22 protein-coding genes and 1 tRNA gene are annotated in these 25,733 nt (G+C 42.9%); 14 read left to right on the top strand and 9 right to left on the bottom strand.

Annotation, left to right across the window (positions count from 1 at the left end; all coding sequences use genetic code 11):
• Positions 1-5 precede the first annotated feature (5 nt).
• Together dusB and L0P89_RS07785 are read right to left on the bottom strand one after the other, a co-directional pair.
• The gene (gene dusB / locus L0P89_RS07790; RefSeq protein ID WP_235267839.1) at positions 6-998 is read right to left on the bottom strand and encodes a tRNA dihydrouridine synthase DusB; all 993 of its coding nucleotides are present in this window, start codon (positions 996-998) and stop codon (positions 6-8) included.
• A gap of 54 nt (positions 999-1,052) precedes the next feature.
• Complete coding sequence (locus L0P89_RS07785) at positions 1,053-3,470, bottom strand: outer membrane beta-barrel protein (RefSeq protein WP_235267838.1); 2,418 nt, start codon at positions 3,468-3,470, stop codon at positions 1,053-1,055.
• Between the two features lie 143 nt (positions 3,471-3,613).
• Here L0P89_RS07785 and lepA point away from each other — a divergent pair, with 143 nt between their 5' ends.
• Entirely contained in the window at positions 3,614-5,410 is a 1,797-nt protein-coding gene (gene lepA / locus L0P89_RS07780; protein WP_235268008.1) for a translation elongation factor 4, read from the top strand.
• Positions 5,410-6,213, top strand: a complete 804-nt coding sequence (locus L0P89_RS07775) for a glycoside hydrolase family 16 protein (protein ID WP_235267837.1) — start codon at positions 5,410-5,412, stop codon at positions 6,211-6,213. The genes lepA and L0P89_RS07775 overlap by 1 nt, the downstream gene beginning before the upstream one ends.
• Before the next feature lie 24 nt (positions 6,214-6,237).
• Here the strand turns inward: L0P89_RS07775 and L0P89_RS07770 are convergent, their stop codons facing one another.
• On the bottom strand, positions 6,238-8,082 hold the full coding sequence (locus tag L0P89_RS07770) for a sodium:proton antiporter (RefSeq protein WP_235267836.1): 1,845 nt from the start codon (positions 8,080-8,082) through the stop codon (positions 6,238-6,240).
• A gap of 223 nt (positions 8,083-8,305) precedes the next feature.
• Here L0P89_RS07770 and L0P89_RS07765 point away from each other — a divergent pair, with 223 nt between their 5' ends.
• From L0P89_RS07765 to L0P89_RS07730, 8 genes are all read left to right on the top strand, one after another.
• Complete coding sequence (locus L0P89_RS07765) at positions 8,306-9,169, top strand: MBL fold metallo-hydrolase (RefSeq protein WP_235267835.1); 864 nt, start codon at positions 8,306-8,308, stop codon at positions 9,167-9,169.
• Positions 9,170-9,185: 16 nt separating this feature from the next.
• Positions 9,186-10,835, top strand: a complete 1,650-nt coding sequence (locus L0P89_RS07760; RefSeq protein WP_235267834.1) for a S8 family peptidase — start codon at positions 9,186-9,188, stop codon at positions 10,833-10,835.
• Between the two features lie 5 nt (positions 10,836-10,840).
• Positions 10,841-12,694, top strand: a complete 1,854-nt coding sequence (locus L0P89_RS07755) for a M1 family metallopeptidase (protein ID WP_235267833.1) — start codon at positions 10,841-10,843, stop codon at positions 12,692-12,694.
• 66 nt (positions 12,695-12,760) lie between these two features.
• Positions 12,761-13,147, top strand: coding sequence for a ribonuclease P protein component (rnpA, locus tag L0P89_RS07750; RefSeq protein WP_235267832.1), 387 nt, complete (start codon positions 12,761-12,763; stop codon positions 13,145-13,147).
• Positions 13,131-14,753, top strand: a complete 1,623-nt coding sequence (locus L0P89_RS07745) for a S41 family peptidase (RefSeq protein ID WP_235267831.1) — start codon at positions 13,131-13,133, stop codon at positions 14,751-14,753. The genes rnpA and L0P89_RS07745 overlap by 17 nt, the downstream gene beginning before the upstream one ends.
• A 7-nt stretch (positions 14,754-14,760) precedes the next feature.
• On the top strand, positions 14,761-15,954 hold the full coding sequence (locus L0P89_RS07740) for a hypothetical protein (RefSeq protein WP_235267830.1): 1,194 nt from the start codon (positions 14,761-14,763) through the stop codon (positions 15,952-15,954).
• Between the two features lie 87 nt (positions 15,955-16,041).
• On the top strand, positions 16,042-17,283 hold the full coding sequence (gene dcm, locus L0P89_RS07735) for a DNA (cytosine-5-)-methyltransferase (protein WP_235267829.1): 1,242 nt from the start codon (positions 16,042-16,044) through the stop codon (positions 17,281-17,283).
• 83 nt (positions 17,284-17,366) lie between these two features.
• Complete coding sequence (locus L0P89_RS07730; protein WP_235267828.1) at positions 17,367-17,741, top strand: hypothetical protein; 375 nt, start codon at positions 17,367-17,369, stop codon at positions 17,739-17,741.
• On the opposite strand, the gene L0P89_RS07725 is transcribed toward L0P89_RS07730, so the two are convergent.
• The 3 genes from L0P89_RS07725 to rpiB are packed head-to-tail and all read right to left on the bottom strand — an operon-like array spanning position 17,731 to position 19,545.
• Positions 17,731-18,180 (bottom strand): GNAT family N-acetyltransferase, encoded by a 450-nt coding sequence (locus tag L0P89_RS07725; protein WP_235267827.1) that lies wholly within the window; start codon positions 18,178-18,180, stop codon positions 17,731-17,733. The two genes, L0P89_RS07730 and L0P89_RS07725, sit on opposite strands and share 11 nt — an antisense overlap.
• Before the next feature lie 3 nt (positions 18,181-18,183).
• On the bottom strand, positions 18,184-19,098 hold the full coding sequence (locus tag L0P89_RS07720; protein ID WP_235267826.1) for a cation diffusion facilitator family transporter: 915 nt from the start codon (positions 19,096-19,098) through the stop codon (positions 18,184-18,186).
• Positions 19,099-19,113: 15 nt separating this feature from the next.
• Entirely contained in the window at positions 19,114-19,545 is a 432-nt protein-coding gene (rpiB, locus tag L0P89_RS07715) for a ribose 5-phosphate isomerase B (protein ID WP_235267825.1), read from the bottom strand.
• 565 nt (positions 19,546-20,110) lie between these two features.
• Here rpiB and rnr point away from each other — a divergent pair.
• From rnr to L0P89_RS07695, 4 genes are read left to right on the top strand one after another with little or no spacing between them, the layout of a single operon-like run.
• Positions 20,111-22,306, top strand: a complete 2,196-nt coding sequence (rnr, locus tag L0P89_RS07710) for a ribonuclease R (RefSeq protein WP_235267824.1) — start codon at positions 20,111-20,113, stop codon at positions 22,304-22,306.
• A gap of 11 nt (positions 22,307-22,317) precedes the next feature.
• Positions 22,318-23,001, top strand: a complete 684-nt coding sequence (locus L0P89_RS07705) for a head GIN domain-containing protein (protein WP_235267823.1) — start codon at positions 22,318-22,320, stop codon at positions 22,999-23,001.
• Between the two features lie 10 nt (positions 23,002-23,011).
• Complete coding sequence (locus L0P89_RS07700) at positions 23,012-23,677, top strand: LysE family translocator (protein ID WP_235267822.1); 666 nt, start codon at positions 23,012-23,014, stop codon at positions 23,675-23,677.
• A gap of 22 nt (positions 23,678-23,699) precedes the next feature.
• Complete coding sequence (locus tag L0P89_RS07695) at positions 23,700-24,230, top strand: methyltransferase family protein (RefSeq protein ID WP_235267821.1); 531 nt, start codon at positions 23,700-23,702, stop codon at positions 24,228-24,230.
• Between the two features lie 13 nt (positions 24,231-24,243).
• Here the strand turns inward: L0P89_RS07695 and L0P89_RS07690 are convergent.
• From L0P89_RS07690 to L0P89_RS07680, 3 genes are all read right to left on the bottom strand, one after another.
• Positions 24,244-24,317 (bottom strand) — tRNA-Cys (locus L0P89_RS07690).
• Positions 24,318-24,365: 48 nt separating this feature from the next.
• Complete coding sequence (gene folB / locus L0P89_RS07685) at positions 24,366-24,725, bottom strand: dihydroneopterin aldolase (protein ID WP_235267820.1); 360 nt, start codon at positions 24,723-24,725, stop codon at positions 24,366-24,368.
• A 43-nt stretch (positions 24,726-24,768) separates the two neighbouring features.
• Positions 24,769-25,731: a type IX secretion system membrane protein PorP/SprF gene (locus tag L0P89_RS07680; RefSeq protein WP_235267819.1), complete on the bottom strand. Its 963-nt coding sequence runs from the start codon at positions 25,729-25,731 to the stop codon at positions 24,769-24,771.
• Between the last annotated feature and the right edge of the window lie 2 nt (positions 25,732-25,733).

Raw genomic sequence — 25,733 nt, 5'->3', positions numbered from 1 at the left:
TTTGGCTAGGCAAACTGAAAGTCACCGAATTTTTCCAATACTTCATCAAAAGCGGCAAAAACATCGGCGGCATCGTCGCTGGTGACCATTTTCATCCGGTATTCCTTGAAATGGGGTATGCCCTTGAAGTAATTGGTGTAATGGCGCCGGGTTTCAAAGACCCCTAACTTCTCGCCTTTCCAATCAATCGCCATCTGCAGGTGGCGCCGGGCCGCTTCGACCCGTTCTTCCATGGTCGGTGGGGCTAAATGGTTGCCCGTTCTGAAATAGTGCTTCACTTGGTTGAAAAACCAGGGATTGCCAATACTGGCACGGCCGATCATGGCGCCGTCCAAACCAAAATCATCGCGCATTTTCATCGCGGCCTCTGGCGTATCGACATCTCCGTTACCAAACACCGGTATGTGCATTCTAGGGTTGTTCTTTACTTGGGCAATGGGCTTCCAATCGGCTTGCCCTTTGTACATCTGTACCCGTGTGCGGCCATGTATTGAGATGGCCTTTATGCCCACATCTTGCAGGCGTTCCGCTACTTCAACGATTTTGATGGAGTTGTGGTCCCACCCCAAACGGGTTTTTACGGTAACGGGCAATTTTGTGCGTTTGACCATTGCCTCGGTCAATTTTACCATAAGCGGAATATCCCTCAAAATACCGGCCCCCGCATTTTTGCAGACCACCTTTTTGACGGGGCAGCCAAAGTTGATGTCTATGATATCAGGACCTGTTTGTTCTACAATGTCGATGGCCTTCAACATTGAATCCATCTCGGCGCCAAAAATCTGGATGCCCACTGGGCGTTCCTTTTCATAGATATCAAGTTTGATTACGCTTTTTGCGGCATCGCGTATCAGTCCCTCCGAAGAAATGAATTCAGTATAAACGACATCGGCCCCTTGTTCTTTGCACAAAGCGCGAAAAGGAGGGTCGCTCACATCTTCCATCGGTGCCAACAGTAATGGAAAATCGGGCAATTCTATGCTTCCTATCCTTGGCATGGGCATTTGACCTTTAAGAGGTGCAAAATTACGAAATCGCAAAAAAACACCTTGTCAATCGGCTTTTAATCGATCACGCTCTTTCTTATCAATGCTGCGTTGGTTGTCTTCAAGCCTGAAGTTTCCGAAGTTATAGGTAAAACCGAAACGGACGAACTGCGTCTCTGGCCTTCTTCGGTAAAAATTGTCTTGGTTCAAATATCTAGAGGTATAGGTGGGCACATAGGTTCTCAAGATATCTTCTGCGGCCAGTGATAGTACGGCCCTATTGTTCCATAGTGATTTGCGAAGCCCCAATGTCAGATTGATCTGCTCGTCAGATATGTACGAGCCAAACAAGAACCTTGATAAATAGGTAATCGTAGCCTCTCCCGTAAGGGACCCGTCTTTTGAAAGGGTCAGATAATTGGCCAAATAGCCATAAACGCCGTTTACTTCGTTTTTGAATTCTTGGTCACCACTTTCAACGGCCAAAAATGTTTCGTCTTCATGAAAAACGGAAACATACGAATAGATATACCAAGGGTTCAGGATGCTTTTGCTGAAAGTGAAATCAAGGCCGTACGAAGTGCTTTCTAAAACGTTCTGCTTTAACTCTCTAAGTGTTTGGTTTTCATTGTCTTGAAACACCAAATAGTTTATGGAGTTGCCGTTGTCGCGATAATAGGCATCGATAAAGAATTCGCTATTGAACGTATAGTTTAAATTGAAATTATTTGAGAAATAGGGAACCAGGCCCAGATTGCCCTCCTCGAAATCATTTTCATTGTTGAAATTTCTGAACGGGTTCAGGTCATTATACCTTGGCCTATCGACCCGCCTGCCATAATCAAAGGCAAAACTGTGCTTTTCTGAGGGTGAGTACAACAAATAGATCGAAGGAAAGATCTCGAAAAAATCTTGGTTGCTAGTGGTGTCAAAAGTCAATGAAACCCCTTCAGCATCGGTAAGTTCTCCCCTGGCCCCCAGCTTCACTGACCATTTTTCCCAACTTTTTACCCAACTCACATAGGCTGCATATACTTTTTCATCATATCTAAAATCGTCTGAGAGTGAAGCATCAACATTGGGGTTGTTCCCGGTAAAATTGAAATAGTCAATGGCGCTTTCTGAAGCAATCGACGAAATTTTCAATCCAGATTCGAATGATGAGGTGCCCAGAGGGGTGGCAAAATCGACCTGCCCGGTTAGTATCTCTATTTGTTGATCTGAGGCCGTGGTAAACCCAAAGTCCCTGATGAAGCTACCCGAACCATCAAAATAGTCTGAGCCGATTAGCTGAAGAAAGCTATCACTATAGTGGGTGTAGTGGGTGTTGAAAGAAAGTTGGGTCCCTTCTTTTTTCAGCTTGTGCACATATGATAGATCAAATGCGAGGTTGGTATTATCGGCCCCTACCCGATTATCTGTAATGAACGTCGAGTCCAGGACGTTTTGCGCATTGCGAATTTCAGTATCTAAATTGCTTTCCCATTCTTGGTTTGGATTATGAACTGCCGTTGCCGTGAAATTGAGACTGTTTTTGTCGTCAAAATCATAGTCGAGTATCAATGTTCCGTTATGGGCCCTTGTTCTTTTGGTTTCATCGATATCGGTTTGCCATCTTGAAAAGACAGCATTGGCATCATTGATGAAATTGATGCCCTTGTCGGTTCTTCTTAGTTCTTTTCTAGGGTTAAACGAATAATTGGCGAAGACATTCAATTTATCTGTTTTATAGTAATGGCTCATGCCAAAACTGTACTTGGGCAAAACCGCTTGGGTATAGTTTGTGGTAATGCTCCCTTTATAGCCCGGTACAATGTTCTTGCCACTGATTATGTTCAGTACGGGGCCACCCTCGGCATCAAAACTGGCCGGTGGATTGGCAATCACCTCAACCGATTTGATATTGGTACCTGAAAGCCCCTCCAATAAATCTTTGGCTTCTTGACTTGACAACTGAACCTTTCGCCCGTTCAGGTAAATCGTCGCTGATTGACCGCGAATCTGTAAATCATCTTGATTGATAATGACCCCAGGGGTATTTTTAAGGATATCCCAAGAATTTCCCTGTGATACCACTGTATTCTCTACATTGAAGACCAAACGGTCTGATAACCGCTCTAAAGTGGGGCGTCTGGCCGTCACCACCACCTCATCAAGGGTTTCGGCCTTAACGGGAATAATCAATGCACCCAAAGAAATATCGTTTTTGACATCAAGCGCCAAGGGTTTCGAGCCCCTGCCCACATAGCTGGCCTGTAAGAGATACAGGTCTGGTGCAATGTCTGACAGCAAGAAACGACCGCCTTCATCAGCAGAGGTGCCCTGAACGAAAGTAGAGTCGACAGCGCTCAACAACAATACATTGGCAAAACCAATGGATTCGTTTGCTTCATTGACCACCTTTCCGGTGATCTGATAGGTCTGGCCCATCAAATTGGCAAAAGCCAAGAAAGCCATGACTGGCAACAGGCGCAAGTGTATCATTCAGAGTTTGGGTTGTCTACCAAATCTAATGAAATTATTTATTGTAAATTTTCATATTCGATGAAAACCTCCATGAATGGCCCCTAAAACCGCTATATTTGCAGTCACTTTTATCGCCCTTGAACCTAGTGAAGGCCAGAGCCATGAAGAACATTAGAAATTTCTGTATCATCGCCCATATTGACCATGGCAAAAGCACCTTGGCCGACCGATTGTTGGATTTCACAGGTTCTGTGACCGAACGTGAAAAGCAAGATCAGTTATTGGACAATATGGACCTTGAGCGTGAGCGGGGCATCACCATAAAGAGCCATGCCGTTCAGATGGATTATACCCATCAAGGCGAAACCTATGTGCTCAACTTGATCGACACCCCTGGCCATGTAGACTTCTCATATGAGGTCTCACGTTCAATTGCGGCCTGTGAAGGCGCCCTTCTGGTGGTCGATGCCGCCCAGAGCATACAGGCACAGACCATTTCAAACCTATATTTGGCCTTAGAGAACGATTTAGAGATCATACCCGTGCTCAACAAGGTAGATTTGCCCAGTGCCAGCCCAGAAGAGGTGACCGATGACATAGTCGATCTGTTGGGCTGCAAGCCAGAAGAAGTGATTCCGGCCAGTGCCAAAACCGGTATTGGCATCGAGAATATCTTGACGGCCATCATTGAACGTGTTCCTGCACCTGAAGGAGACCCGGGCGCACCCCTACAGGCCTTGGTCTTTGATTCGGTCTATAATCCATTTCGTGGGGTGGAGACTTATTTTCGAATCGTGAACGGCGAAATCAAAAAGGGGCAAAAAATCAAGTTCATGGCCACCGATAAGAGCTATTTTGCCGATGAGATCGGTACATTGAAGCTCACCCAACATCCCAAGCAAAAAATAACTACGGGCGATGTGGGCTATTTGATTACCGGTATCAAAGATGCCAGAGAGGTGAAAGTAGGTGATACCATTACCCTTTCAGAAAATTCGGCCTCGACCGCCATAGCCGGGTTTGAAGATGTAAAGCCCATGGTGTTTGCGGGCATCTATCCGGTCGATACCGAAGATTTTGAAGAGTTGCGGTCCTCTATGGAAAAGTTACAGCTCAACGACGCTTCGTTGGTGTTCACCGCCGAGAGCAGTGCGGCCCTTGGTTTTGGTTTTCGTTGCGGTTTCCTCGGAATGCTACATATGGAAATCATTCAAGAACGCTTAGAGCGCGAGTTCGATATGACCGTCATCACCACGGTGCCGAACGTGAGCTACCATGCCTTTTCCACCAAAAACCCTGAAGAAATTGTAATCGTCAACAATCCTTCAGATCTACCCGACCCTTCTACTCTCGATCGCGTTGAAGAGCCTTATATAAAGGCCACCATTATCACCAAGTCAGATTTTGTGGGCAATGTGATGTCGTTGTGCATTGACAAGCGGGGCCAAATTACCAACCAGACCTATTTGACCACTGAAAGGGTCGAACTTACCTTCGACATGCCCTTGGCCGAAATAGTGTTCGATTTCTACGATCGCTTGAAAACGGTTTCAAAGGGATATGCTTCTTTCGATTATTCACCCATTGGAATGCGGATCTCAAAATTGGTGCGTGTCGATATATTGTTGAACGCCCAACCTGTTGATGCCCTTTCTGCACTGGTGCATTTCGATAATGCCTACCACATCGGCAAGAAAATGTGTGAAAAGCTCAAAGAGCTCATTCCTAGGCAGCAGTTCGATATACCCATTCAAGCGGCCATTGGTTCAAAAATCATTTCTCGAGAAACCATAAAGGCGTTGCGCAAAGATGTTACCGCGAAGTGCTACGGCGGTGATATTTCACGAAAACGAAAACTTTTGGAAAAACAGAAGAAGGGCAAGAAACGCATGCGCCAAGTAGGCAATGTAGAAATTCCACAACAGGCATTCATGGCCGTTCTGAAATTGAACGATTGATGAAAAAAATCAACATACCGTTCGTTTTGGGCATCTTTCTCTTTTTGGTCGGATGCGCCTCTTATCATCAAAAAAAGGAAATAAGGCAAGGGAAAGATTGGACCATAATTTGGGAAGAACATTTTGACACCCCGGGAATTCTTGATACGACCAAATGGAACATCGTCGAACGCAACAATGTAGATTGGGGCAATTATATGTCGAACAATCCTGAATGCATGAAGATAAAGGACGGAAAGCTGTACCTGCGCGGTATCGTAAACCCCGACCAAGCAAAAGACACCGCCCAGTACTTGACCGGCGGGGTAAGTACCAAGGGCAAGTTTGCTTTTCAGTACGGAAAAATCGAAATACACGCCAAGCTAGAAAGTGCCACCGGTGCGTGGCCCGCCATGTGGATGCTTGCCGATCAACCCAAGTATGGCGACTACCCCAGAAACGGTGAAATAGATCTGATGGAACACCTGAACTATGAAAATCAAGTATATCAGACCATACACTCATACTATACTTTGGAGCTTAAAAAAGAATTTCCGCAACGCTACACTACCGTTCCTGTAAACACTGAAAATTTCAATACCTATGGCATGGAGTGGTATGCCGACAAACTGGTATTTATGGTGAACGGCAAAGAGACGCTTACCTATCCAAAAGTTGAAGGTGTCGATCCCTCACAATGGCCTTTTGACCAACCTTTTTATCTGCTCATTGATATGCAATTGGGGGGTTCTTGGGTCGGCAAGGTCGATCCAGATGACCTGCCCGTTCAGATGATAGTCGACTGGGTAAAGGTATATCAATAACGATCCATCATTCTTTGACCCATGTTAATTTGAAGCTTGATCGGTCTGTAGGTCAAATTCCTTCCCCAAATACACCAATTTATATCCTTTCTTGATTGGTTCAGGTTCTTGGCTGAAAGCGGGAATAATCTTCAGGTCTCCTTCCGCATCCTTTAAAAAAATAGGAACGATGTCATCGTCGGCACTGCTGATTTCGACCAGGCTTTCGTAATGTTCTCTGTCTTTGAGGCCTATCTCGTGTATGGTCGGATTTTTTCTAACGGCCTCCATAAGTTTTATAAAATCATCGGTTTGTGAAAACAGTCCTTCCTTTTGATTTCTCTCAGAATCATTCATCTCATCACCGTTCACCAAACGAAATGCCCCGTTCTCGCCAAATTGTTTTCCCAACTTGTCAATGGCGTATCGATTGATATCAGAATTTGCGGTCAGGGCCATCAGATAGCCGACGTCGTTCAGTTCGATGTTGTCGGTCAGTGTGTCAGAATAAATATCTGCAGCGATGCCTTCGACACCCAGTTTTTTGGCCTTGTCAATATTGGTCTGATTGTTATCGATCAATACCACATGTCGGTTGTTGTCTTTTAGGTACTGGGCGATCAATCTTGATGCTGCAGAGGCACCCACGATCAAAATGCCCTCTGACTTGGTCAAGAAGACCCCCACCAATCTAGCAAAAAGCCGTGCGGTAGTGGCGTTCAGTAACACCGTGCCCAGTACGATCATAAACACCAATGGGGTAATGTACTCTGCGCCCGGCTCGCCCCTAAGAATCAGTTTCGACCCAAAAAGTGAAGCAATACCAGCTGCTACGATACCTCTGGGGCCGACCCATCCGATGAACATTTTTTCATTGACCTTGAGGTGAGACCCCCAAGCACTTATAAAAACACCGATTGGCCGTACCAAGAAAACAATAATGGCGAACAGTAAGGCCGTTTTCCAATTGTAGATCAACAACATGTCATCGATATTGATGTTCGCGGCCAACAAAATGAAAAGAATGGAAATCAAAAGCACGCTCAATGATTCTTTGAAATAAAGCAGCTCCTTAAGATTGGGCAGGTTCATATTGCCCAAGACCATTCCCATTACCACAACCGCCAAGAGACCTGATTCATGGGCAAAGACATCTGACTCTACAAATACCAAGAGCACCACAGACAATGACACAACGTTCAAGAGATAATGTGGAATGAAGTTCCTTTTAATGGCAAATGCCAGGGCATGGGCAAAGGTAAAACCAAAGGTGGTGCCAAATAGCAAAATTTTCCCAAACTCTATCAAAGCCGTCTTGGTGAACGCCTGCCCCTCGCCCACACTGATGAACTCGAAAACCAATACCGCCACCAAAGCTCCTATGGGGTCGATGAGAATGCCTTCCCATTTCAATACCGTTGAAACATCTTTTTTAAGTGGAATATTTCTAAGAATGGGGGTAATCACCGTAGGCCCGGTAACAATGATCAAAGCTGAGAACAAAAAGGAAATCTGCCATGAAAGGTCAAAAATGTAATGGGCGGCCAGACCGGCACAAACAAAGGTTATAATGGTGCCGACGGTAATCAGTTTGGTGATGACGGGGCCAACATTTCTGATTTCAGCCCTTTTCAATGTCAACCCTCCTTCAAAAAGTATAATGCTGATCGAGAGTGAAACAAAATTATAGAGACCGTCACCCGGAAAAAGCCCTTTATAGCCATTCCAAATAGGTTCTATCAACTTGCTGCCATCGGCAGTATATAATGTGGCAATTGGCCCCACCAACAATCCTATCAAAATCAAAGGAAGAATAGCTGGTAATTTCAAGCGCCACGCCACCCATTGGGCAATGATTCCGAGAATGATGATTCCGGCGAGTTCGAGCATGTTGGTTATTTTTTTGAAATTTAATGCTTTTCTTTTGAAACGGCATTTTAAAAAATGGCCTCCCTGATCCTTCATTTTGACCTTAAGTGCCGTAAAATGCCCATCCAGCTCTTCATATCGAGACAATAGACTTGCAAAATATGTTAAAATAGCAATAATAAACCAGTGTTTTTAAGCGAATTACAGTGCAGTTTTATTATTTTGCGCACCCTTTGTTCATCGCATGAGGCTATACCCCATTGAGACTGGAAATTTTAAATTGGATGGCGGCGCCATGTTTGGTGTCGTGCCCAAGTCACTGTGGAACAGAACCAATCCGGCTGACGAAAAAAATATGATCGATTTGGCAGCACGCTGCCTTTTGATAGAAGACGGTGACCGCTTGGTGCTTATAGATACCGGTCTTGGAAACAAACAATCAGAAAAGTTTTTCGGTCATTATTTTCTTTGGGGAGACCATTCTATGGATAAGTCGCTCGAGAACCACGGTTTTCACCGAGACGACATCACCGATGTGTTCATGACCCATCTTCATTTTGATCATTGTGGTGGAAGTATTCAATGGAACAAAGACCGAACGGGTTACGAGCCCGCCTTTAAAAATGCCCGGTTCTGGACGAACAAAGACCATTGGCAATGGGCCCTCAACCCCAATAAACGAGAAAAAGCCTCGTTTCTTAAAGAAAATTTGCTTCCAATGCAAGAAAGCGGTCAATTGCACTTCATAGAAAGTACGGGTGAATCTTTTTTGAGTGGATCATCATTGGAGTTTGGCATTTTGTTTGTGGACGGACATACAGAAAAGCAAATGTTGCCCCATATTCAATATAAAGGCAAAACCATTGTTTTTTCAGCAGATTTGATTCCGACGGTCGGCCATATTCCATTGCCCTATGTGATGGGCTATGATATGAGGCCCTTGGTTACTTTAGATGAAAAAGAACAGTTCTTGAACAAAGCGGCCGATGAGCAATACATACTGTTTTTTGAACACGACGCCCATAATGAACTATGTACGTTAAAACATACTGAAAAGGGGGTGCGTCTCGATGAAGTATTCTCGTTCAATGAAGTGTTCGACAATTAAGAAATAATTAATTTTTATGATAGCTAGATTTTTTGAGTTTCGGTTTGGTCTTTTGGGCCTTTCTTTATTTATGATGGGTTGTGGGGCCACAACTTTGGTCTCAACCCCTGTTGAAAGTATCGATACGGTACCGAGAAAGGTGGCAGAACTTACGGAAAGTGAAAAAAAGAATTGGGGCCATGCCGATCTGATCAACGATACGATACCTGGAATGAGCATTGACCGTGCCTATTCAGAAATCATAAAAAACAAGAAGGGACAAACAGTTGTGGTCGCCGTATTGGATTCTGGCATCGACCTTAACCATGAAGATCTTGATGATGTGCTTTGGGTCAACAAAGACGAAAGGCCGGGCAATGGCAAGGATGATGACGGCAACGGCTATGTAGACGATATACATGGTTACAATTTCTTGGGGGAAGCGTATCACGAACAATTGGAATACGCCCGAATACTTCGGTTGAATCTCGGAGACCCCGCCTTACGCGCAAAGGCCAAAATAAAATTGGACAAAAAATATCCCGAGGCGCTTCAGAACAAGCAACAGTACGAACAAATAATGCAAGTGGTCAAAAATGCCGATGAAGCTGTAAAAAAAGAGTTGGGCAAAGATTCATACACCAAAAAAGAAGTTTTGGCCATTGAGCCAAAGACCGATGAAATGCGGCAACATGTTGCGGTATTGACCCAAATGTACAATTATGCCGACACCATAGAAGAAGTGCTTGAAGAACTGAACACTGGCATTACCTATTTCGCCGAACAGGTAAACTATAATCTGAACAAAGATTTTGATGGCCGTGGAGTGGTAGGTGACAACCCCTACGATATTGATGACGTAACGTATGGCAATGGCAATCCCGATAACAGGGTCAAAGATGAAAGCCATGGTACGCACGTAGCGGGTATCATAGCCGCCGAACGCAATAATGGCAAGGGCATAAAAGGTGTGGCCAACAATGTCAAGATTATGGCTCTCAGAGCTGTGCCCAACGGTGATGAATATGATAAAGACATAGCCCTTGGCATTCGTTATGCGGTCGATAATGGGGCCAGGATCATCAATTGTAGCTTTGGCAAGTCTTTTTCACCAAATGCAGAATGGGTCTATGATGCCATTCGGTACGCCGCACAGAACGATGTGCTGATCGTACATGCTGCCGGCAATGATGGTGAAAACCTTGACAGTGCCGAAAACCCGAACTACCCGAACGATCATAAATTCTCAGGTGCTGAATTTGCCGATAACGTTATTACGGTGGGCGCATTGACAAGTCGATATGGTTCAAGCCTAGTGGCAGATTTTTCAAACTATGGCAAGCAAAATGTAGATGTCTTTGCCCCAGGTGATGATATCTATTCAACACTACCGAACAATGAATATGACTTTCAGGGAGGCACTTCAATGGCCGCACCGGCCGTAGCGGGAATAGCGGCTTTGGTACGATCGCACTATCCCAAATTATCGGCCGAACAGGTAAAAGATGTTTTGGTACAATCAGGGCTTTTTTCAAAAGCCTCGGTGATTGTCTCGGGCGATCCCGAAAAGGCAACGACCTTTGACAAAATTTCAAAATCGGGCAAAATGGTGAACGCGTACAACGCCCTCATTTTGGCGGATAATATTTCCAAAGGGAAAAAAACACTTGGTTTTAATACAGAATAATGACAATGTACAGAACATTTTTTTTGCTTTTTTTTGAGCTGGCCCTAGGTGTTTACGGACAAGAGAGGCATGGCTACTGGCAGCAACATGTCGATTATGAAATGAACGTTACGATTGATGTCGGGACCTTTCGCTACGAGGGCACCCAAAAATTGACATACACCAACAACTCACCTGACACCCTCGACCGTGTCTATTATCATCTCTACTTCAATGCCTTTCAGCCAGGCAGTGACATGGATATTCGGTTACAGAGCATCAAAGACCCTGATAATCGTATGATGGAAGAGGGAAAAAGCAGGATTGCCGATCTCTCGGAGGATGAAATCGGTTATCTACACGCAAAATCATTGACCCATGACGGTAGCCCGATCAGATTTGTAGAGGAAGAAACCATTTTGGTGGCCTATCTCGACAAGCCCATCGCCCCTGGCCAGAAAGCCATCTTCGATATGGAATTCAGCGGTCAGGTGCCTTTGCAGATACGTCGTTCAGGCCGAAACAGTAGTGAAGGTGTTGCCCTTTCAATGAGCCAGTGGTACCCAAAAATGTCTGCGTATGATTTCGAGGGTTGGCACCCAAATCCGTATATCTCAAGGGAATTTCATGGGGTATGGGGTGATTTTGATGTGAAAATCACCATTGACAAAGACTATGTCATCGGTGGCACCGGTTATTTGCAGAACCCTCAAGAAATCGGGCATGGGTATGAAAAGCCCGACACCAAAATCAAGCATAAGGGCAAGATGCTCACTTGGCATTTCAAAGCCCCGATGGTACATGATTTTATGTGGGGCGCCGATCCCGAATACATACATGATACCCTTGAAATGGAAAACGGCCCAACCTTACATTTCTTCTATAAGAACAACCCCGAAATTCTGGAAAACTGGAAAAATCTTCAATCCAAAACGGCCGAGGCCATGGCCTTTTTCAATAGAAACATAGGTGAATATCCTTATGAACAATATTCTGTGGTGCACGGGGGTGACGGCGGCATGGAATATGCCATGAGCACACTGATAACCGGCGAAAGAAGTTTTAACAGCTTGGTGGGCGTTATGGTTCATGAGCTGGCACACTCATGGTTTCAGCATGTACTGGCCACCAATGAATCGAAACATTCTTGGATGGATGAGGGCTTCACCTCGTTCATCAGTAGTCTGTGCATGAACCAGATTATGGAGCAGGGCAAGCAAAATCCGTTCGAAGGATCGTACAAAGGTTATTTTGCCTTGGTCAATTCTGGGAAAGAGCAGCCCCAGACCACCCATGCCGATCGCTACGATGTCAATTTTGCCTATGGTGTCGCCGCATACAGCAAGGGTTCGATATTTTTATCGCAATTGGGCTATGTTATCGGTCAAGACAAACTCATGAAGACCCTTAGAAAATATTTTGAAGACTTCAAGTTCAAGCACCCCATACCGAACGACTTTATAAGAACAGCGGAAAAAGTTTCCGGTATGGAGCTCGATTGGTATCTTATGGATTGGACACAAACCACCAATACCATCGATTATGCTATCAAAGAAGTGGTTGCAGAGGGTAACAAGACCCGTGTTGTTTTGGAAAGAATTGGATTAATGCCCATGCCCTTGGATATATTGGTGGTCAACGCCGACAACAACAGTACCGGAGAGACCTACTACATTCCGCTAAGAATGATGAGGGGTGAAAAAGAAAATCCATATCCGAATATAACCCGGACCGTCTTGCAAGATTGGGCCTGGGCCAACCCGGTATATGAGTTTTTGATCGATAGGCCCATTTCAGAAATTGAGGGCATTACGATAGATCCTTCCCAGCTTATGGCCGATATAAACAAAGAAGACAATACCTATTTGCCTGGCCAATAAAATTTTTCTTCAGCATTGAATCCGTTTGGGGAAATTGGTTCTCAAACGGATTTTTTACTTTTAAAAATGGATCAATCCCTTCCCAAAAAACAACGCCTAGTCGGCAAAAAGCAATTTGAAAGCGTTTTTGAAGAGGGAAAACATGTGCAAACCAAGCAACTGAAACTTATTTATCTAAGAACAAGGTTCAATGATGGTTCTCCAGTAAAAGCGGCATTTGTCGCTCCCAAAAAAAGGTTCAGGAAAGCGGTGCGGCGCAACCGAATCAAACGGCTGCTGAGAGAGGCCTATCGCCTTAACAAACACCTTATTTTTAACAACATTGAGGGAAATTTTGCGTTCGTCTTTTTATATCTTGGAAAGGATTTGCCGAATTTCAAACAGATAGATGAAGAGATAAAGACCGTCTTGAACATCTTCTTAAAAAAGGAATCACATGAAAAGAATCAATAGAAAAATCATCGTTCCAATATTGGCGCTGGCCATTTTTGTGGTCGGAAGCAGCTTTAAAAGTGATTTTTTTGAAATTGCCAAGCAGATAGAAATCTTCACCACGCTCTTCAAAGAGTTGAACATGAATTATGTCGATGAAACAAACCCAGCCGAATTGATGGACTCGGCAATCAAGAACATGCTCGAAGAGTTGGATCCCTATACCCGATTTTTGAACGAACAAGACGTTGAGGCCTATAAAATCAATAATGCCGGTGAATATTCAGGCATTGGGGCTTTGGTAAGATCATATGAAGACCGTTTACTCGTCATCGAGCCCTACAAAGGTTACCCCGCCGATAATGCTGGCCTAAAAGCTGGTGATGAAATTGTCAAGATCGGCGATATCAATGTAGCTGATTTTGATGACAATGCCAGTGAGCTGCTAAAAGGGGCGAACAATACCAGTGTTGACATTACCTACAAAAGACAGGGTCAAACAAAAACCGCCACTTTGAACCGTAAAGGTGTCGAGGTCGATGCCGTGCCCTATTATGGAATGGCCGATGAAAAAACTGGGTATATCGTACTTTCAAAATTCAACAGAAAAGCTTCGCCCCAGACCAAATCAGCCATTCAAGATTTAAAGGGCAAAGGTGCCGAAAATTTGATCTTAGACCTAAGGGGCAACCCCGGTGGCCTACTTTCAGAAGCCATCAATGTCACCAATCTGTTCGTCGATAAAGGCGAGCTAATCGTCACCACCAAATCAAAGGTCAAAAAGTTCAACCAAGAATACAAGACCAAAAACAAGCCCGAAGACCTTGAGATACCTGTTGTCGTGCTAATCGATGGCAGCAGTGCTTCCGCTAGCGAAATCGTGTCGGGCAGCTTGCAAGATTTAGATCGTGCCGTGGTCATGGGTGCAAGAAGTTTTGGTAAAGGTTTGGTGCAGCGGCCTTTAAAATTGACCTATGGCACCCAGTTGAAAGTGACCATTTCACGCTATTATACCCCCTCGGGCCGATGTATTCAATCACTTGATTATTGGAACCGTGATCAAGATGGAAAAGCCATTCGAAACACAAAGTTCAATACCTTCAAGACACGTAATGGTAGGTCGGTACAAGATGGTGGTGGTGTAATGCCAGATGTTGAAGTATCAGACCTACAATCGAATGCCTTGATCGAGGCCTTGATCATGAATAATATCATCTTCGACTTTGCCACTGATTTTCATTATCAGAACAGTTTTCAAGAGGTAGCTGATTTCTCGTTTTCCGATACAGATTATGAGACGTTCAAAAAATTCGCCGTTGCCAAAGATTTTTCTTTTCAGACCGAAAGTGAAGAGTTATTGGCCGAAGCCCTCAATGGTGAAAGCCACCTTCTGGGCCAAAATGTACAGACCAAGTACAAAGACCTACTCTTGGCCATCAGCAATGGCAAAAGAAACGCACTTGATACCTACCGTAACGAAATCGAGAAAAAACTCACCGATGAAATCATCAAGCGTTATTTCTACCGAGAAGGGCTATACGACTACAACCTGATACACGACGAAGCTATTTTGGGAGCCAAAGAGATATTGAACGATCATGGCAAATATCGTTCGATTTTGAACTAGAATTATCATGAAAAGATTACTGCGGGCCCTTCTTTTTTGTGTCGGCTTTTGCAGTATAGCCCAAAGCCCATTCGCCAAAGGTGAAATTATTGACTCCATTACGGTTTCAGGAACATCAAATGAGAGTTTTGCACTGTATTTGCCCAATACCTACAGTGAAACCCATCTTTCTTCCATTCTCTTTGTCTTTGATCCCCTAGCAAGGGGCAAGGTTGGCATATTTCCCTTTGTGACAGCTGCCGAAGAACATGGTTTTATGGTTATATGCTCAAATAATTCAAGAAACGGACCGATGGAAAACAACTTTCAAATAGCTCAGCGGTTATTTGATCATGTCTTCAAAAATTTTAATATCAAAGAAAACGGGATGTATCTTGCCGGGTTCTCAGGTGCCGCCCGATTGGTAACGGCAATTGCCTCACTTACCGACCAATTTTCAGGAGTTCTAGCATGCGGCGCCGGGTTTTCTTCAAATCCAAATCATTCTCCTTCTGTTCAGAATTATTCATATGTGGGCATTTGCGGAGATGAAGACATGAACTATCAAGAAATGTTGAACAATCGTGAATATCTCAAGCGACTGAACTTCTCCAGCACCCTGATAACTTTCAATGGAAATCATCGCTGGCCACCTCCCCAACAAATAGAAAAGGCTTTTAACTGGATACTTCTAAAGAAAAATCAATCGCCGAGCAGTCATATTGCAAAAGAAGATTTAATGGACAGATATAGAGACGATCATGCTGAGGTTTTATCACAAGAAGAGGCTGGTGAATTGCTTTTTGCCGCTGAAAATTACCATAGAATTATCGAAAATTATTCGGTTTTTTTCGGTTTGGACAGTGTCAAGGCCAAATATAAAAACCTACTTGGGTCAAAAGAGTATATAAAAGCTGAAAAGGCGCTGGCGCAAGCTCTTGAAACAGAAACGGTGCTGCTCAAAAAACTTCATAAGCGGTTAATGGAAGATCTGGCCAATCCGGCAAAGGTAGATTATAATTGGTGGAGAAAACAATTCGCAGGCCTGGACGAAAAGTACTATGGTGCTGATAGTGAAATGCAAAAGATGTTGGCAAGAACCAAGTTCTCTGTTTTTGCTGCCGCTTATGAGAAGACCAATCCAGATTTGCAACAATCAAACAGTGCCCAAAAAGAGGTAAGCCTTACGATTCGAAAAATTATCTATCAAAAAGCGAACTGATCTTTGGTATACCTTATTATGTAAAATTTGATGATTATCGATATAGAACATTGTTGATCCATAAGGCTTTTCTCTTTATTTTTAAACATGCAAAAATTGAGGGTCTGTGAACTTTTTGCCGGGGTCGGCGGTTTCCGTATCGGTCTTGAGAATACCGGACATTACGAAGTGGTCTGGAGCAACCAGTGGGAGCCTTCCACAAAGACCCAACATGCTTCTTTGGTGTACGAAGCCCGTTTTGGGCCTGAAAACCACAGTGCTGTCGATATTGAAAAAGTTCCCACAAGCGAAATTCCCGATCATGATGTACTGGTCGGTGGTTTTCCCTGTCAAGACTACTCTGTGGCGACCACTCTGAACAGCTCAAAAGGATTGGTGGGCAAAAAAGGGGTGTTATGGTGGTCTATCCATAGAATTTTGAAAGAAAAAAGACAAAAGCCCCGATATCTTTTTCTCGAAAATGTCGATAGGTTGCTCAAATCGCCTTCTTCCCAACGTGGTCGCGATTTTGCCATTATGCTCAAAAGTCTGTCTGAATTGGGCTATGCCGTTGAATGGCGGGTCATCAATGCCGCAGACTACGGCATGCCCCAGCGAAGAAGACGGGTGTTTTTTCTGGCCTACCACCAATCGACCCAAATGTTTCAAGCAATTAAGGAAAGACCTGAAAAAACCTGGTTGGAAACCGACGGTGTGTTTGCCATGGCCTTTCCAATGAAAAATGAGAACAAAGCTTTTGAAACTTTTGACCTGACCGATGATCTCGCTACCCTATCAAACCACTTCAATAAAGGGGGAAACAAGTCTCCGTTCAAGAATTGTGGAATCTTCATAGGTAATCATGTATTCACCACAGATGCCGTTCCAGATTATAACGGTCCACATACGGTTCTTGAAGATATCTTGCAAAATGGAGAGGCCCCAGATGATTTCTTTATTTCGATAGATGAACTTAAACAGTGGAAATATCTGAAAGGTGCCAAGCGTGAACTGCGAACGTCAAGATCTGGCCACCAATATCATTATGCCGAGGGGTCTATGGTTTTTCCTGATGCGCTGAACAAACCTTCACGAACCATCATTACGGGTGAAGGGGGCAAAGCCCCTTCTCGCTTTAAGCATGTGGTGCCAACCCAAAGAGGGTTGAGAAGATTGACACCCGTTGAATTGGAACGACTCAATATGTTTCCTGACAATCACACCAAACTCAAGGGCATTTCTGATACCAAACGCGCTTTTTTCATGGGAAATGCCTTGGTGGTCGGTATCGTTAAAAAAACTGGTAAGGTGCTTTTTGAGAAAATCGAACAATTGTCGCAAACAGCTTGATTTAATCATAATTTCATTGTTAACTACCTGTTAATCAGTATCTAAAATTTGTTTTTTGCCAGATTTTTGTTATCTTAAGGGTTATGGTCAAGTCTGATAAAAAAGAAAATAGGGCATTTTTACAGAAATCTATCAAACACTTAGAGGCCCATGGCTTTAAGGACATCAAAGCAGATCTTAAGGGTTATGATAGGCCAAAATCGTACGTTAGAAAAGGTAGTACTGCGAAGATAACCCCAGACATCGTGGCGGTAAAGAATGGCAGCAAGTACTTTTTTGACATCAGCCTTAAATCTGAAAGGCCGAGATTGTTGAAGACCAAGTGGTTGTTTTTGGATACGTTGAGCCGAATGAACTCAAATCAGTTTCGAATCATAACCACTAGGGGCCACTATAAGTTCACCGACACCATGTTGGCCGATATCAATCTTACCAACAAAAATCCCATCAAAATTTAGACTGATATACCATCTTGATATGAGGTATGCCATCTTCTAGATAAGTGTCTCCGGCCGATTGAAACCCTAGGTTTTCATAAAAGCGCAACAAATAGGTCTGGGCAGAGAGCTCTATTTCTTTTTCTGAAAGTTCTTCAACCAAAAAATCAATGGACTTTTTCATTATTTTTTGTCCCAAGCCCTTATCTCTGCTTGAGCGGTCCACCACTACCCTTCCAATTGATGCTTTCTCAAAATAATCTCCTGGCTTGAAAATTCGGGTGTAGGCCTGCAGCTTACCGCTTTCTTGACAGAGTACATGAAGCGCTTTTTGGTCTTTGCCATCCACATCTTGGTAGGCACATTCTTGTTCGACCACAAAAACCTCTGCCCGTAATTGTAAAATTCGATACAGCTCATCTTTGGTGAGCTCGTCGAATGTTCTCACATAAAATTCCATACCCTAATCTTGCACTATTACATTTTTGCTGTCGCACTTGCCGTACTCGGGTTGTATATTGACATGGTTGATACCATGGTCATGGTATACCTTTTTCTCAATTTGATCTAAAATGACATCAAATTCAGAGAGTTTTATATCAGCCTTGAAATCAATGTGTGCCTCAAGGTGAATTTCTTCGTCATTGAGTTGCCAAATATGCACATGGTGCACATTCTTCACTTGATCGATTCGGTTTATGGTGTCCACTATTTCTTGAACCACGATTGATTTTGGGGTGAACAGCATCAATACCTTTGTCGACTCTTTCAATAGATCATACCCCACGTAAATCAAATAAATGGCTATGGCCATGGTCAATAGGGCATCTACCCAATAAATCTCAAAGAATTTCATCAACAATCCACCTATCAAAACGGCTATTGAAGCCATCATATCCGTCAATAAATGAAAATAGGCAGATTTCATATTGATATTATTCTCAGCATCACCTTTTAACAAAAGAACACTGAATCCATTCGCGGCAATGCCCAATGCCGCTAACCAAATGACCAAATCAGAACCGATGCTCTGGGGCTCGAACAATCTTTCAATTGCCTCTATGATCAGTATGACCGCTACCACCACCAATGTAGCCGCATTGACAAAAGCCGCTATAATTTCTGCCCTTTTATAGCCAAAGGTCTTATTTGCCGATGCCCTTTTTTTGGTAAGTCTATTCGCAACATAACTGATAACCAAGGAAAGTACGTCACTAAAGTTATGAAGAGCATCGGACAAGAGTGCCAAACTACCCGATATGATTCCGCCCACAACTTGTGAAACGGTAATCAACAGGTTCAGTAAAATGGAAATTCCTAAATGCCTTTCTTTGGTATCACCATGGGCATGATGATGATGGTTGTGGTGATGCCCCATTTCATTCCTTGATTTTTAAACACAGGGTATCTTCTCTATTCTTCTTTCATGCCTACCCCCTTCAAAAGAGGTATTCATAAAAGTCTCGACCATCTCAAGTGCTTGGGGAAGCGCTATGAACCTTGCCGGAAGGCTCAATATATTGGCATCATTATGTTCGCGCGCAAGCGCGGTGATCTCTTTGTTCCAACAAAGTGCACCGCGTACTCTTTGATGTTTGTTAATGGTCATGCTTGCCCCATTACCACTACCACAGACCACTATACCAAAATCAACGTTTCCTTCTGATACATCTTTTGCGACCGGATGCACAAAATCAGGATAGTCAACACTTTCCGTATCATCGGTCCCATAATTGATGACCCCTATACCTTTTGATTTCAACATTCCCACTATGGCCAGTTTGTATTCTGTGCCCGCATGGTCGTTTCCTATGGCGATTTTCATGGCTTTGTGTTTTTTATATCCTCATTACAAAGTTAAGATTCTTTTTAATCGAGCTGTTGAAAAATTCTGATAGTATTCAGTAATCATTTAAAAAAGAATGTATTAGAATTTATGATGGATTGTTCATTTTTACTCAAAAAAATGAATAACTTAATTTCAGTCTTAAAGTAAGAATGTTCATTACTTATTTCCCATCAAAAAAGCAACCAAAGAAGTTAAAAGATAGAAGTTTTTTATCAAACATCTTTTGAAGGCAATTAACAATTTAGAAACATTTTATTTTCAATAAGAACATGTTGAAAATGGTTGTTGACAACCGTGGATTAAAAACACAAAAAACTGATTGACAAGATGATTATCAAATTATAATCTGTTCATAAACCTTTCTATATGTTCAAAGCAAATTATAGAACACTTTTTTTTCAGGCTTACCAACACACCATCATAAATACCATTTTTAGAATTTTAATAAAAAAGATAATAAGGTAATATTATGAAGTGTTGATAACGCAAGCTGTTTGATTGCCCTGTATAATTTGTATTTTTCGGGCATCAAACATCCTTAATGTCGAAAAAGAAAAAAAGAGCCAAGAGCCAGCGTAAGAACGAAATCACCAAAGGTATCTTTACGGTTTTGGAGGGAGAACCCTCGAAAAGTTTCAATTACAAACAAATAGCTTCCCGTTTGGGTATTGACGATACCCCCGGTCGAAATATACTGATAGACCGATTACGTCAGTTAAAACAAAAAGACAGGATCGTTGAAGTTGGCCGGGGCAAGTTTAGAAAGAAGGCAGTAGAGCGAAAGGTGCTTCAAGGTGTTTTAGATGTTACCATGAGTGGTAATGCCTATGTGGTGGTCGACAATATGGAAGATGATGTATTTGTGCCCGCACAGAAGTTGAAAAAGGCCTTTCATGCTGATATCGTTGAGGTGGCAGTGAAGAAAAAGGGACGTGGCAAAAGAATTGAAGGGGAAATAATCAATATTGTAAAAAGAACAAAAGATACCTATGTGGGAATTCTTGAGAAACATAAAACCTTTGCTTTTGTGCGGCCTACCGAGGGTAAAATGTACACTGATATCTTTGTTCCGATTGAAAAAATAAACAAGGCCAAAGATGGTGATAAGGTGTTGGTCAAACTGGCGCATTGGCCTGAAGATGCAGACTCGCCTTTTGGTGAAATCGTAAAAGTACTCGGAAAACCAGGTGAACACAATACCGAGATTCACGGTATTTTGGCCGAATATGGCCTACCCCATGAATTTCCTTATCAGGTGGAGGATTTTGCCAATAAGTTGGATACTTCCATCAAAGAAGAAGAAATCGCCAATCGCAAAGATATGCGAGAGGTACTGACCTTCACCATAGATCCCAAAGATGCCAAAGATTTTGATGACGCGCTTTCTTTTCAAAAATTGGATAATGGCCATTATGAGATCGGGGTACATATAGCCGATGTTTCCCATTACGTGGTACCTGGTACGACTTTGGAAGAGGAGGCCTATGAAAGGGCAACTTCAATTTATTTGGTGGATAGAGTAGTGCCCATGCTCCCTGAAATATTGTCGAACAATGCGTGTTCACTACGACCAAATGAAGAAAAATATACATTTTCGGCCATTTTTGAGCTAGATGATCAAGCGCAGGTCAAAAAACAGTGGTTTGGTAGAACGGTAATCAATTCAAATGAGCGTTTTGCTTATGAAGAGGCCCAGCACATTATTGAGAAAAAAGAACCTTCGATTCCAGAAAACATTTCGATAAGGAATGGTTCGTATGAGGTTTCCGATGAAGTTGTTGAAGCAATTTTAATACTAGATAGGTTGGCAAAGATCATGCGTGAACGACGTATGGCAAAAGGGGCCATCTCTTTTGATAAAATTGAGGTCAGATTCAACCTGAACGGGAACAACGAACCTGAGAGCGTTTATTTCAAGGAAGCAAAAGAGGCAAATAAACTGATTGAAGAGTTCATGTTGTTGGCCAATAGAAAAGTGGCCGAGTTCATCGGTAAACAAAAATCAAAGAAAACATTCGTCTATCGTGTGCACGATGAGCCCAATGAAGAGAAATTAATGGCCCTTAACGGCGTTATCTCACGGTTTGGGCACAAAGTCAACTTAAAGGATAAAAAATCTATCAGTGCCTCTCTAAATAAGCTTCTTAAAGATGTCAAAGGAAAAAAAGAGCAGAATTTGGTCGATACGCTGACCATACGAAGTATGAGCAAGGCCATTTACACTACAGAGAATATTGGGCATTATGGGCTGGCGTTTGATCATTATACGCATTTCACGTCGCCCATTAGAAGATACCCAGATGTGATGGTACATCGTTTGTTGCAGCACTATCTCGACGACGGCAGAACACCAAAAGAAGAGATTTATGAAGAAAAATGCCGGCATTCATCTGATATGGAGTTGCTGGCTGCGAATGCAGAGCGAGACTCCATAAAGTATATGCAGATCAAGTTTATGGAACAACACCTGGACCAAGAGTTTCTAGGTGTGATTTCCGGTGTTACCGAATGGGGTATTTATGTAGAGATTATAGAGAACAAGTGCGAGGGCATGGTTCGTATTCGTGATATCAAAGATGATTATTATACCTTTGATGAGAGGGAATATGCCATAATAGGTGAGCGAACGGGCAATGTTTACCAATTGGGCGATGAAGTATATGTAATGGTAAAAGATACTGATCTGATTAAAAGACATTTAGATTTTTCGCTTATTGGAAAAAAGGAAAATGTCTGAAAAACAAACACATGAAAACTGCTATAGTGCATAGCGCAATTTTTCTACTTTGTTTTACCCTAGTGGCGCAGAATGGCAAAATAACCAGAGAACTTGAGCCGTTCCATGAGGTCAAGGGTTTTGATGGCCTTTCGATAAACCTTATCAAATCAAGTGAGAACAAAGCCATTATTACAGGGGCGAACACAAACAAAGTGGCCATTGTCAATAATTCGGGAGTATTAAAACTAAGGATGGAAATCGATAAGATTTTCAGTGGTTATCGAACGTTCATAGACCTGCATTATACCGATGAACTAAAAATAATCGATGTCAATGAAGACGCAAAGATAAGTTCAGAAGATGTGTTTGATCAAGATGTATTGGAATTAAAAGCACAGGAAAACGGTAAACTCGAAATAAATTGTCAACCCGAACAACTATTGGTAAAAGCAGTAACCGGCGGCGATATCATATCAAAAGGTTTTGCTAAAACTCAAGATGTGATCATCAATACGGGGGGCACTTATGACGGGCAACAGTTCAAAACCGAATTCACGACCATACGCGTAAATGCCGGCGGCAAAGCAAACATTTATGCTACTGATTATGTCAACGCAAATGTAAAGGCCGGTGGTTTGGTAAAAGTATTCGGTGACCCTGCCAAAATGGATGAAAAAACAGTTTTTGGTGGAAAAATCGAGCGTGTAGAATAACGGAAAAGCAATGATAGAAGACATTCAGGCGGCCATACCACTCGGATTTCTATTGAGTTTTATGATTGGCCCCGTCTTCTTTGTTTTGCTTGAAACCAGCGCCACAAAAGGCTTTCGAGCGGGTTTATGTTTCAACATTGGGGTCATAGTGGCCGACATTCTCTTTTTGATGATTGCCTATTTCAGTAGTTTTCAATTACTGGAAAATTTGAGCAATCTACCCGGTCTGTATGTTTTCGGGGGCACCATTTTACTTATTTACGGCCTGATCGTTTATTTCAAGGGAAGCGGACGCAACGTTGAAATGAAAATCAAAAAAGGAACGTTGGTCAATTTGATCGTTAAAGGTTTTCTCTTGAATTTCATCAACATAGGGGTCTTGATATTTTGGTTGGGCGTCTTGATCGTTGTCGGACCCACTCTTGACAATGAACCCAATCGAATACTTGTTTTTTTTGGAACCATGTTGGGCACTTATTTTATAGTTGACCTTTTTAAAATCTTGTTGGCCAAGCAACTTAGGCGAAAATTGACCAAAAAAAAGGTTCGGTTCGTCAAGAAAGTTTTGGGCATTGTTTTAGCGGTCTGTGGCCTAGTGTTGATTATAAAGGGCTTTTTGCCAAAAGACAAGTTCGATATCGAAAAAGGCATCGAACAGATAGAGAACATAAGATAGCATTTTCAAAATGTCTGTTACGATGAAACCACCATCAACAGCAGAGATAGTAAAGGCCATATTTTTGTTGCCGTTCATGGTGACAGTGGTCATTCCTTTTTTGATGTATGGGCTGTCATCAAATTTTTTACCTTCATTTTTTTCTTCCATCAACAAAAGCGCACTCTTTGCCACCGGAATGTTACTATTGGGCATTGGGTTGGTTTTATTTATCTCGTCGGTCGTACTTTTTGTACGGATAGGCAAGGGAACACTGGCGCCATGGAACCCTACGCGTAAATTGGTGGTCAAAAGTTTGTATAGGCACATGCGAAACCCTATGATTCTTGGGGTTTTGTGCATTCTTTTGGGCGAATCACTTCTTTTGGCATCATTTACGATTTTGGTATGGGCCATTTTCTTTTTTGTGCTGAACCATTGTTATTTTATTTGGAAAGAAGAACCTGACTTGACAAAAAGATTTGGAGAAGAATACAAAATATACAAGAAGAATGTACCGCGGTGGTTGCCCAGAATCAAGGGCTGGTATCCTGAAAAAGAAAAACCCGTCTGATTCAGACGGGTTTTGGAGGCATCGAGCGGATTCGAACCGCTGTACAAGCTTTTGCAGAGCTGTGCCTAGCCACTCGGCCACGATGCCTTTTACCGCTGCAAATTTAGTACTCTTTTTGGGCTTGTCAAAACAAAGTTAGTCCCTGCTCAAACGCATGGCGACCGATACACTTTCAACATCACCCCCCAAAGGTGGATTTATCTTCGACACGGTCACCTCGGCACTCGAGACCAATGCCAGTTCATTCATTATACGGTTCAGGATCCGTTTGGAGACGTGCTCTAAAAGATGTGATTTTATGGCCATCTCTTCTTTGACTATGTTATTCAGGTGTACGTAATCAACCGTTTCTGAAAGCCTGTCGGATTTGGCGGGAACCGACAAATCGGCATGTACTTCCAGATCGACACGATAATCACTGCCGATGATGGCCTCTTCCTTTAAACACCCATGATTGGCGTGTATACGTATATTGTTGAGCTTGATTTTCCCCATTTGTGCTTACAAAAGGGCAAAATTACGTCAAAGTCTGCAAACTTTAATAGGTGCAACGGCAGTTACTGATACCTTGAAACAGATCCATGCCTACGGTCACTACATGTGTGCCTATGTTGAAACCGGCAATTTCATTGGTCAAGATTTGGTATGAGTAACCGAAATAAAAATTACTTTTTTTCAAGCCGGCCATAGGTGATAGATAAAGGGGTGTCAGGGGCTGATCCGGATCGTTCAAGAAGCGGTAGGTGGCGCCGACATAGTAATAGTCCTCAAAATCATGAAACCGAAACTTGGCATTGAGATCGGTAACGGAACGATTATCACTTTCGAACCACTGAAAGAAAACCGAAGGCTCTATTTCAAGTTTACTGTTCTTATTTTTCATAAAGCTGTAGCCTACATAGGCAAAATAGTTTCTTAGCGTATTGGGCTCAAAGACCTGGTTGACCCCAAAACTATCTAAATTCTTGGGAAGAAGATTTACAGCGTTTAAGGTAAGAAAGAACCTATCTTTCCTATAAAGTACCCCAACATCGAAATTATGGTTGGTGGTGGCCCGATCATCTGTGATGACCTGACCGTTTTCAGGAATGAAGTTGTTGACATCGATTCTGAACTGGTTGAAATTGTATGATATTCCAAGAGAAAGAAATTCGTCCTCATATCGGTCTAAGGTCAAATGGTGGGCGAACGAAACCCTTGCACCGCGTTGTTTGGTATATCCGTTACTATCATTGTAAAGAAACATACCTAGACCTGAGCGATCTCCGATTCGTGCATCGGCAGCGGCAGTTTGGGTATCGGGGGCATCCTCAATGCCCACCCATTGGGTCAACCCATTCAAGCGAACTTTGATATGGTCTCCAATTCCCGCGTATACCGGCGAAATCAAAAAGGGATTATCGGCATTGTACTGCGAATGCTGTGGAAGGGTCAGCTCTTGCGCCTGCACCCCTATTGCAGCAAAAAGTACTGCTATTAAGATTTGGGTTCTCTTAAACATGT

The sequence above is a fragment of the Muricauda sp. SCSIO 65647 genome, assembly GCF_021534965.1.
Lineage (GTDB): Bacteria > Bacteroidota > Bacteroidia > Flavobacteriales > Flavobacteriaceae > Flagellimonas_A.
Note: the sequence above shows the minus strand (reverse complement) of the source record. Positions and strands in the feature narration are given on the sequence as shown.

What these genes read in the sequence shown, in the direction of transcription:
- dusB (WP_235267839.1), bottom strand. Translation starts at nt 998, where the DNA reads ATGCCAAGGATAGGAAGCATAGAATTGCCCGATTTTCCATTACTGTTG.
- L0P89_RS07785 (WP_235267838.1), bottom strand. Translation starts at nt 3,470, where the DNA reads ATGATACACTTGCGCCTGTTGCCAGTCATGGCTTTCTTGGCTTTTGCC.
- lepA (WP_235268008.1), top strand. Translation starts at nt 3,614, where the DNA reads ATGAAGAACATTAGAAATTTCTGTATCATCGCCCATATTGACCATGGC.
- L0P89_RS07775 (WP_235267837.1), top strand. Translation starts at nt 5,410, where the DNA reads ATGAAAAAAATCAACATACCGTTCGTTTTGGGCATCTTTCTCTTTTTG.
- L0P89_RS07770 (WP_235267836.1), bottom strand. Translation starts at nt 8,082, where the DNA reads ATGCTCGAACTCGCCGGAATCATCATTCTCGGAATCATTGCCCAATGG.
- L0P89_RS07765 (WP_235267835.1), top strand. Translation starts at nt 8,306, where the DNA reads ATGAGGCTATACCCCATTGAGACTGGAAATTTTAAATTGGATGGCGGC.
- L0P89_RS07760 (WP_235267834.1), top strand. Translation starts at nt 9,186, where the DNA reads ATGATAGCTAGATTTTTTGAGTTTCGGTTTGGTCTTTTGGGCCTTTCT.
- L0P89_RS07755 (WP_235267833.1), top strand. Translation starts at nt 10,841, where the DNA reads ATGTACAGAACATTTTTTTTGCTTTTTTTTGAGCTGGCCCTAGGTGTT.
- rnpA (WP_235267832.1), top strand. Translation starts at nt 12,761, where the DNA reads ATGGATCAATCCCTTCCCAAAAAACAACGCCTAGTCGGCAAAAAGCAA.
- L0P89_RS07745 (WP_235267831.1), top strand. Translation starts at nt 13,131, where the DNA reads ATGAAAAGAATCAATAGAAAAATCATCGTTCCAATATTGGCGCTGGCC.
- L0P89_RS07740 (WP_235267830.1), top strand. Translation starts at nt 14,761, where the DNA reads ATGAAAAGATTACTGCGGGCCCTTCTTTTTTGTGTCGGCTTTTGCAGT.
- dcm (WP_235267829.1), top strand. Translation starts at nt 16,042, where the DNA reads ATGCAAAAATTGAGGGTCTGTGAACTTTTTGCCGGGGTCGGCGGTTTC.
- L0P89_RS07730 (WP_235267828.1), top strand. Translation starts at nt 17,367, where the DNA reads ATGGTCAAGTCTGATAAAAAAGAAAATAGGGCATTTTTACAGAAATCT.
- L0P89_RS07725 (WP_235267827.1), bottom strand. Translation starts at nt 18,180, where the DNA reads ATGGAATTTTATGTGAGAACATTCGACGAGCTCACCAAAGATGAGCTG.
- L0P89_RS07720 (WP_235267826.1), bottom strand. Translation starts at nt 19,098, where the DNA reads ATGGGGCATCACCACAACCATCATCATCATGCCCATGGTGATACCAAA.
- rpiB (WP_235267825.1), bottom strand. Translation starts at nt 19,545, where the DNA reads ATGAAAATCGCCATAGGAAACGACCATGCGGGCACAGAATACAAACTG.
- rnr (WP_235267824.1), top strand. Translation starts at nt 20,111, where the DNA reads ATGTCGAAAAAGAAAAAAAGAGCCAAGAGCCAGCGTAAGAACGAAATC.
- L0P89_RS07705 (WP_235267823.1), top strand. Translation starts at nt 22,318, where the DNA reads ATGAAAACTGCTATAGTGCATAGCGCAATTTTTCTACTTTGTTTTACC.
- L0P89_RS07700 (WP_235267822.1), top strand. Translation starts at nt 23,012, where the DNA reads ATGATAGAAGACATTCAGGCGGCCATACCACTCGGATTTCTATTGAGT.
- L0P89_RS07695 (WP_235267821.1), top strand. Translation starts at nt 23,700, where the DNA reads ATGAAACCACCATCAACAGCAGAGATAGTAAAGGCCATATTTTTGTTG.
- folB (WP_235267820.1), bottom strand. Translation starts at nt 24,725, where the DNA reads ATGGGGAAAATCAAGCTCAACAATATACGTATACACGCCAATCATGGG.
- L0P89_RS07680 (WP_235267819.1), bottom strand. Translation starts at nt 25,731, where the DNA reads ATGTTTAAGAGAACCCAAATCTTAATAGCAGTACTTTTTGCTGCAATA.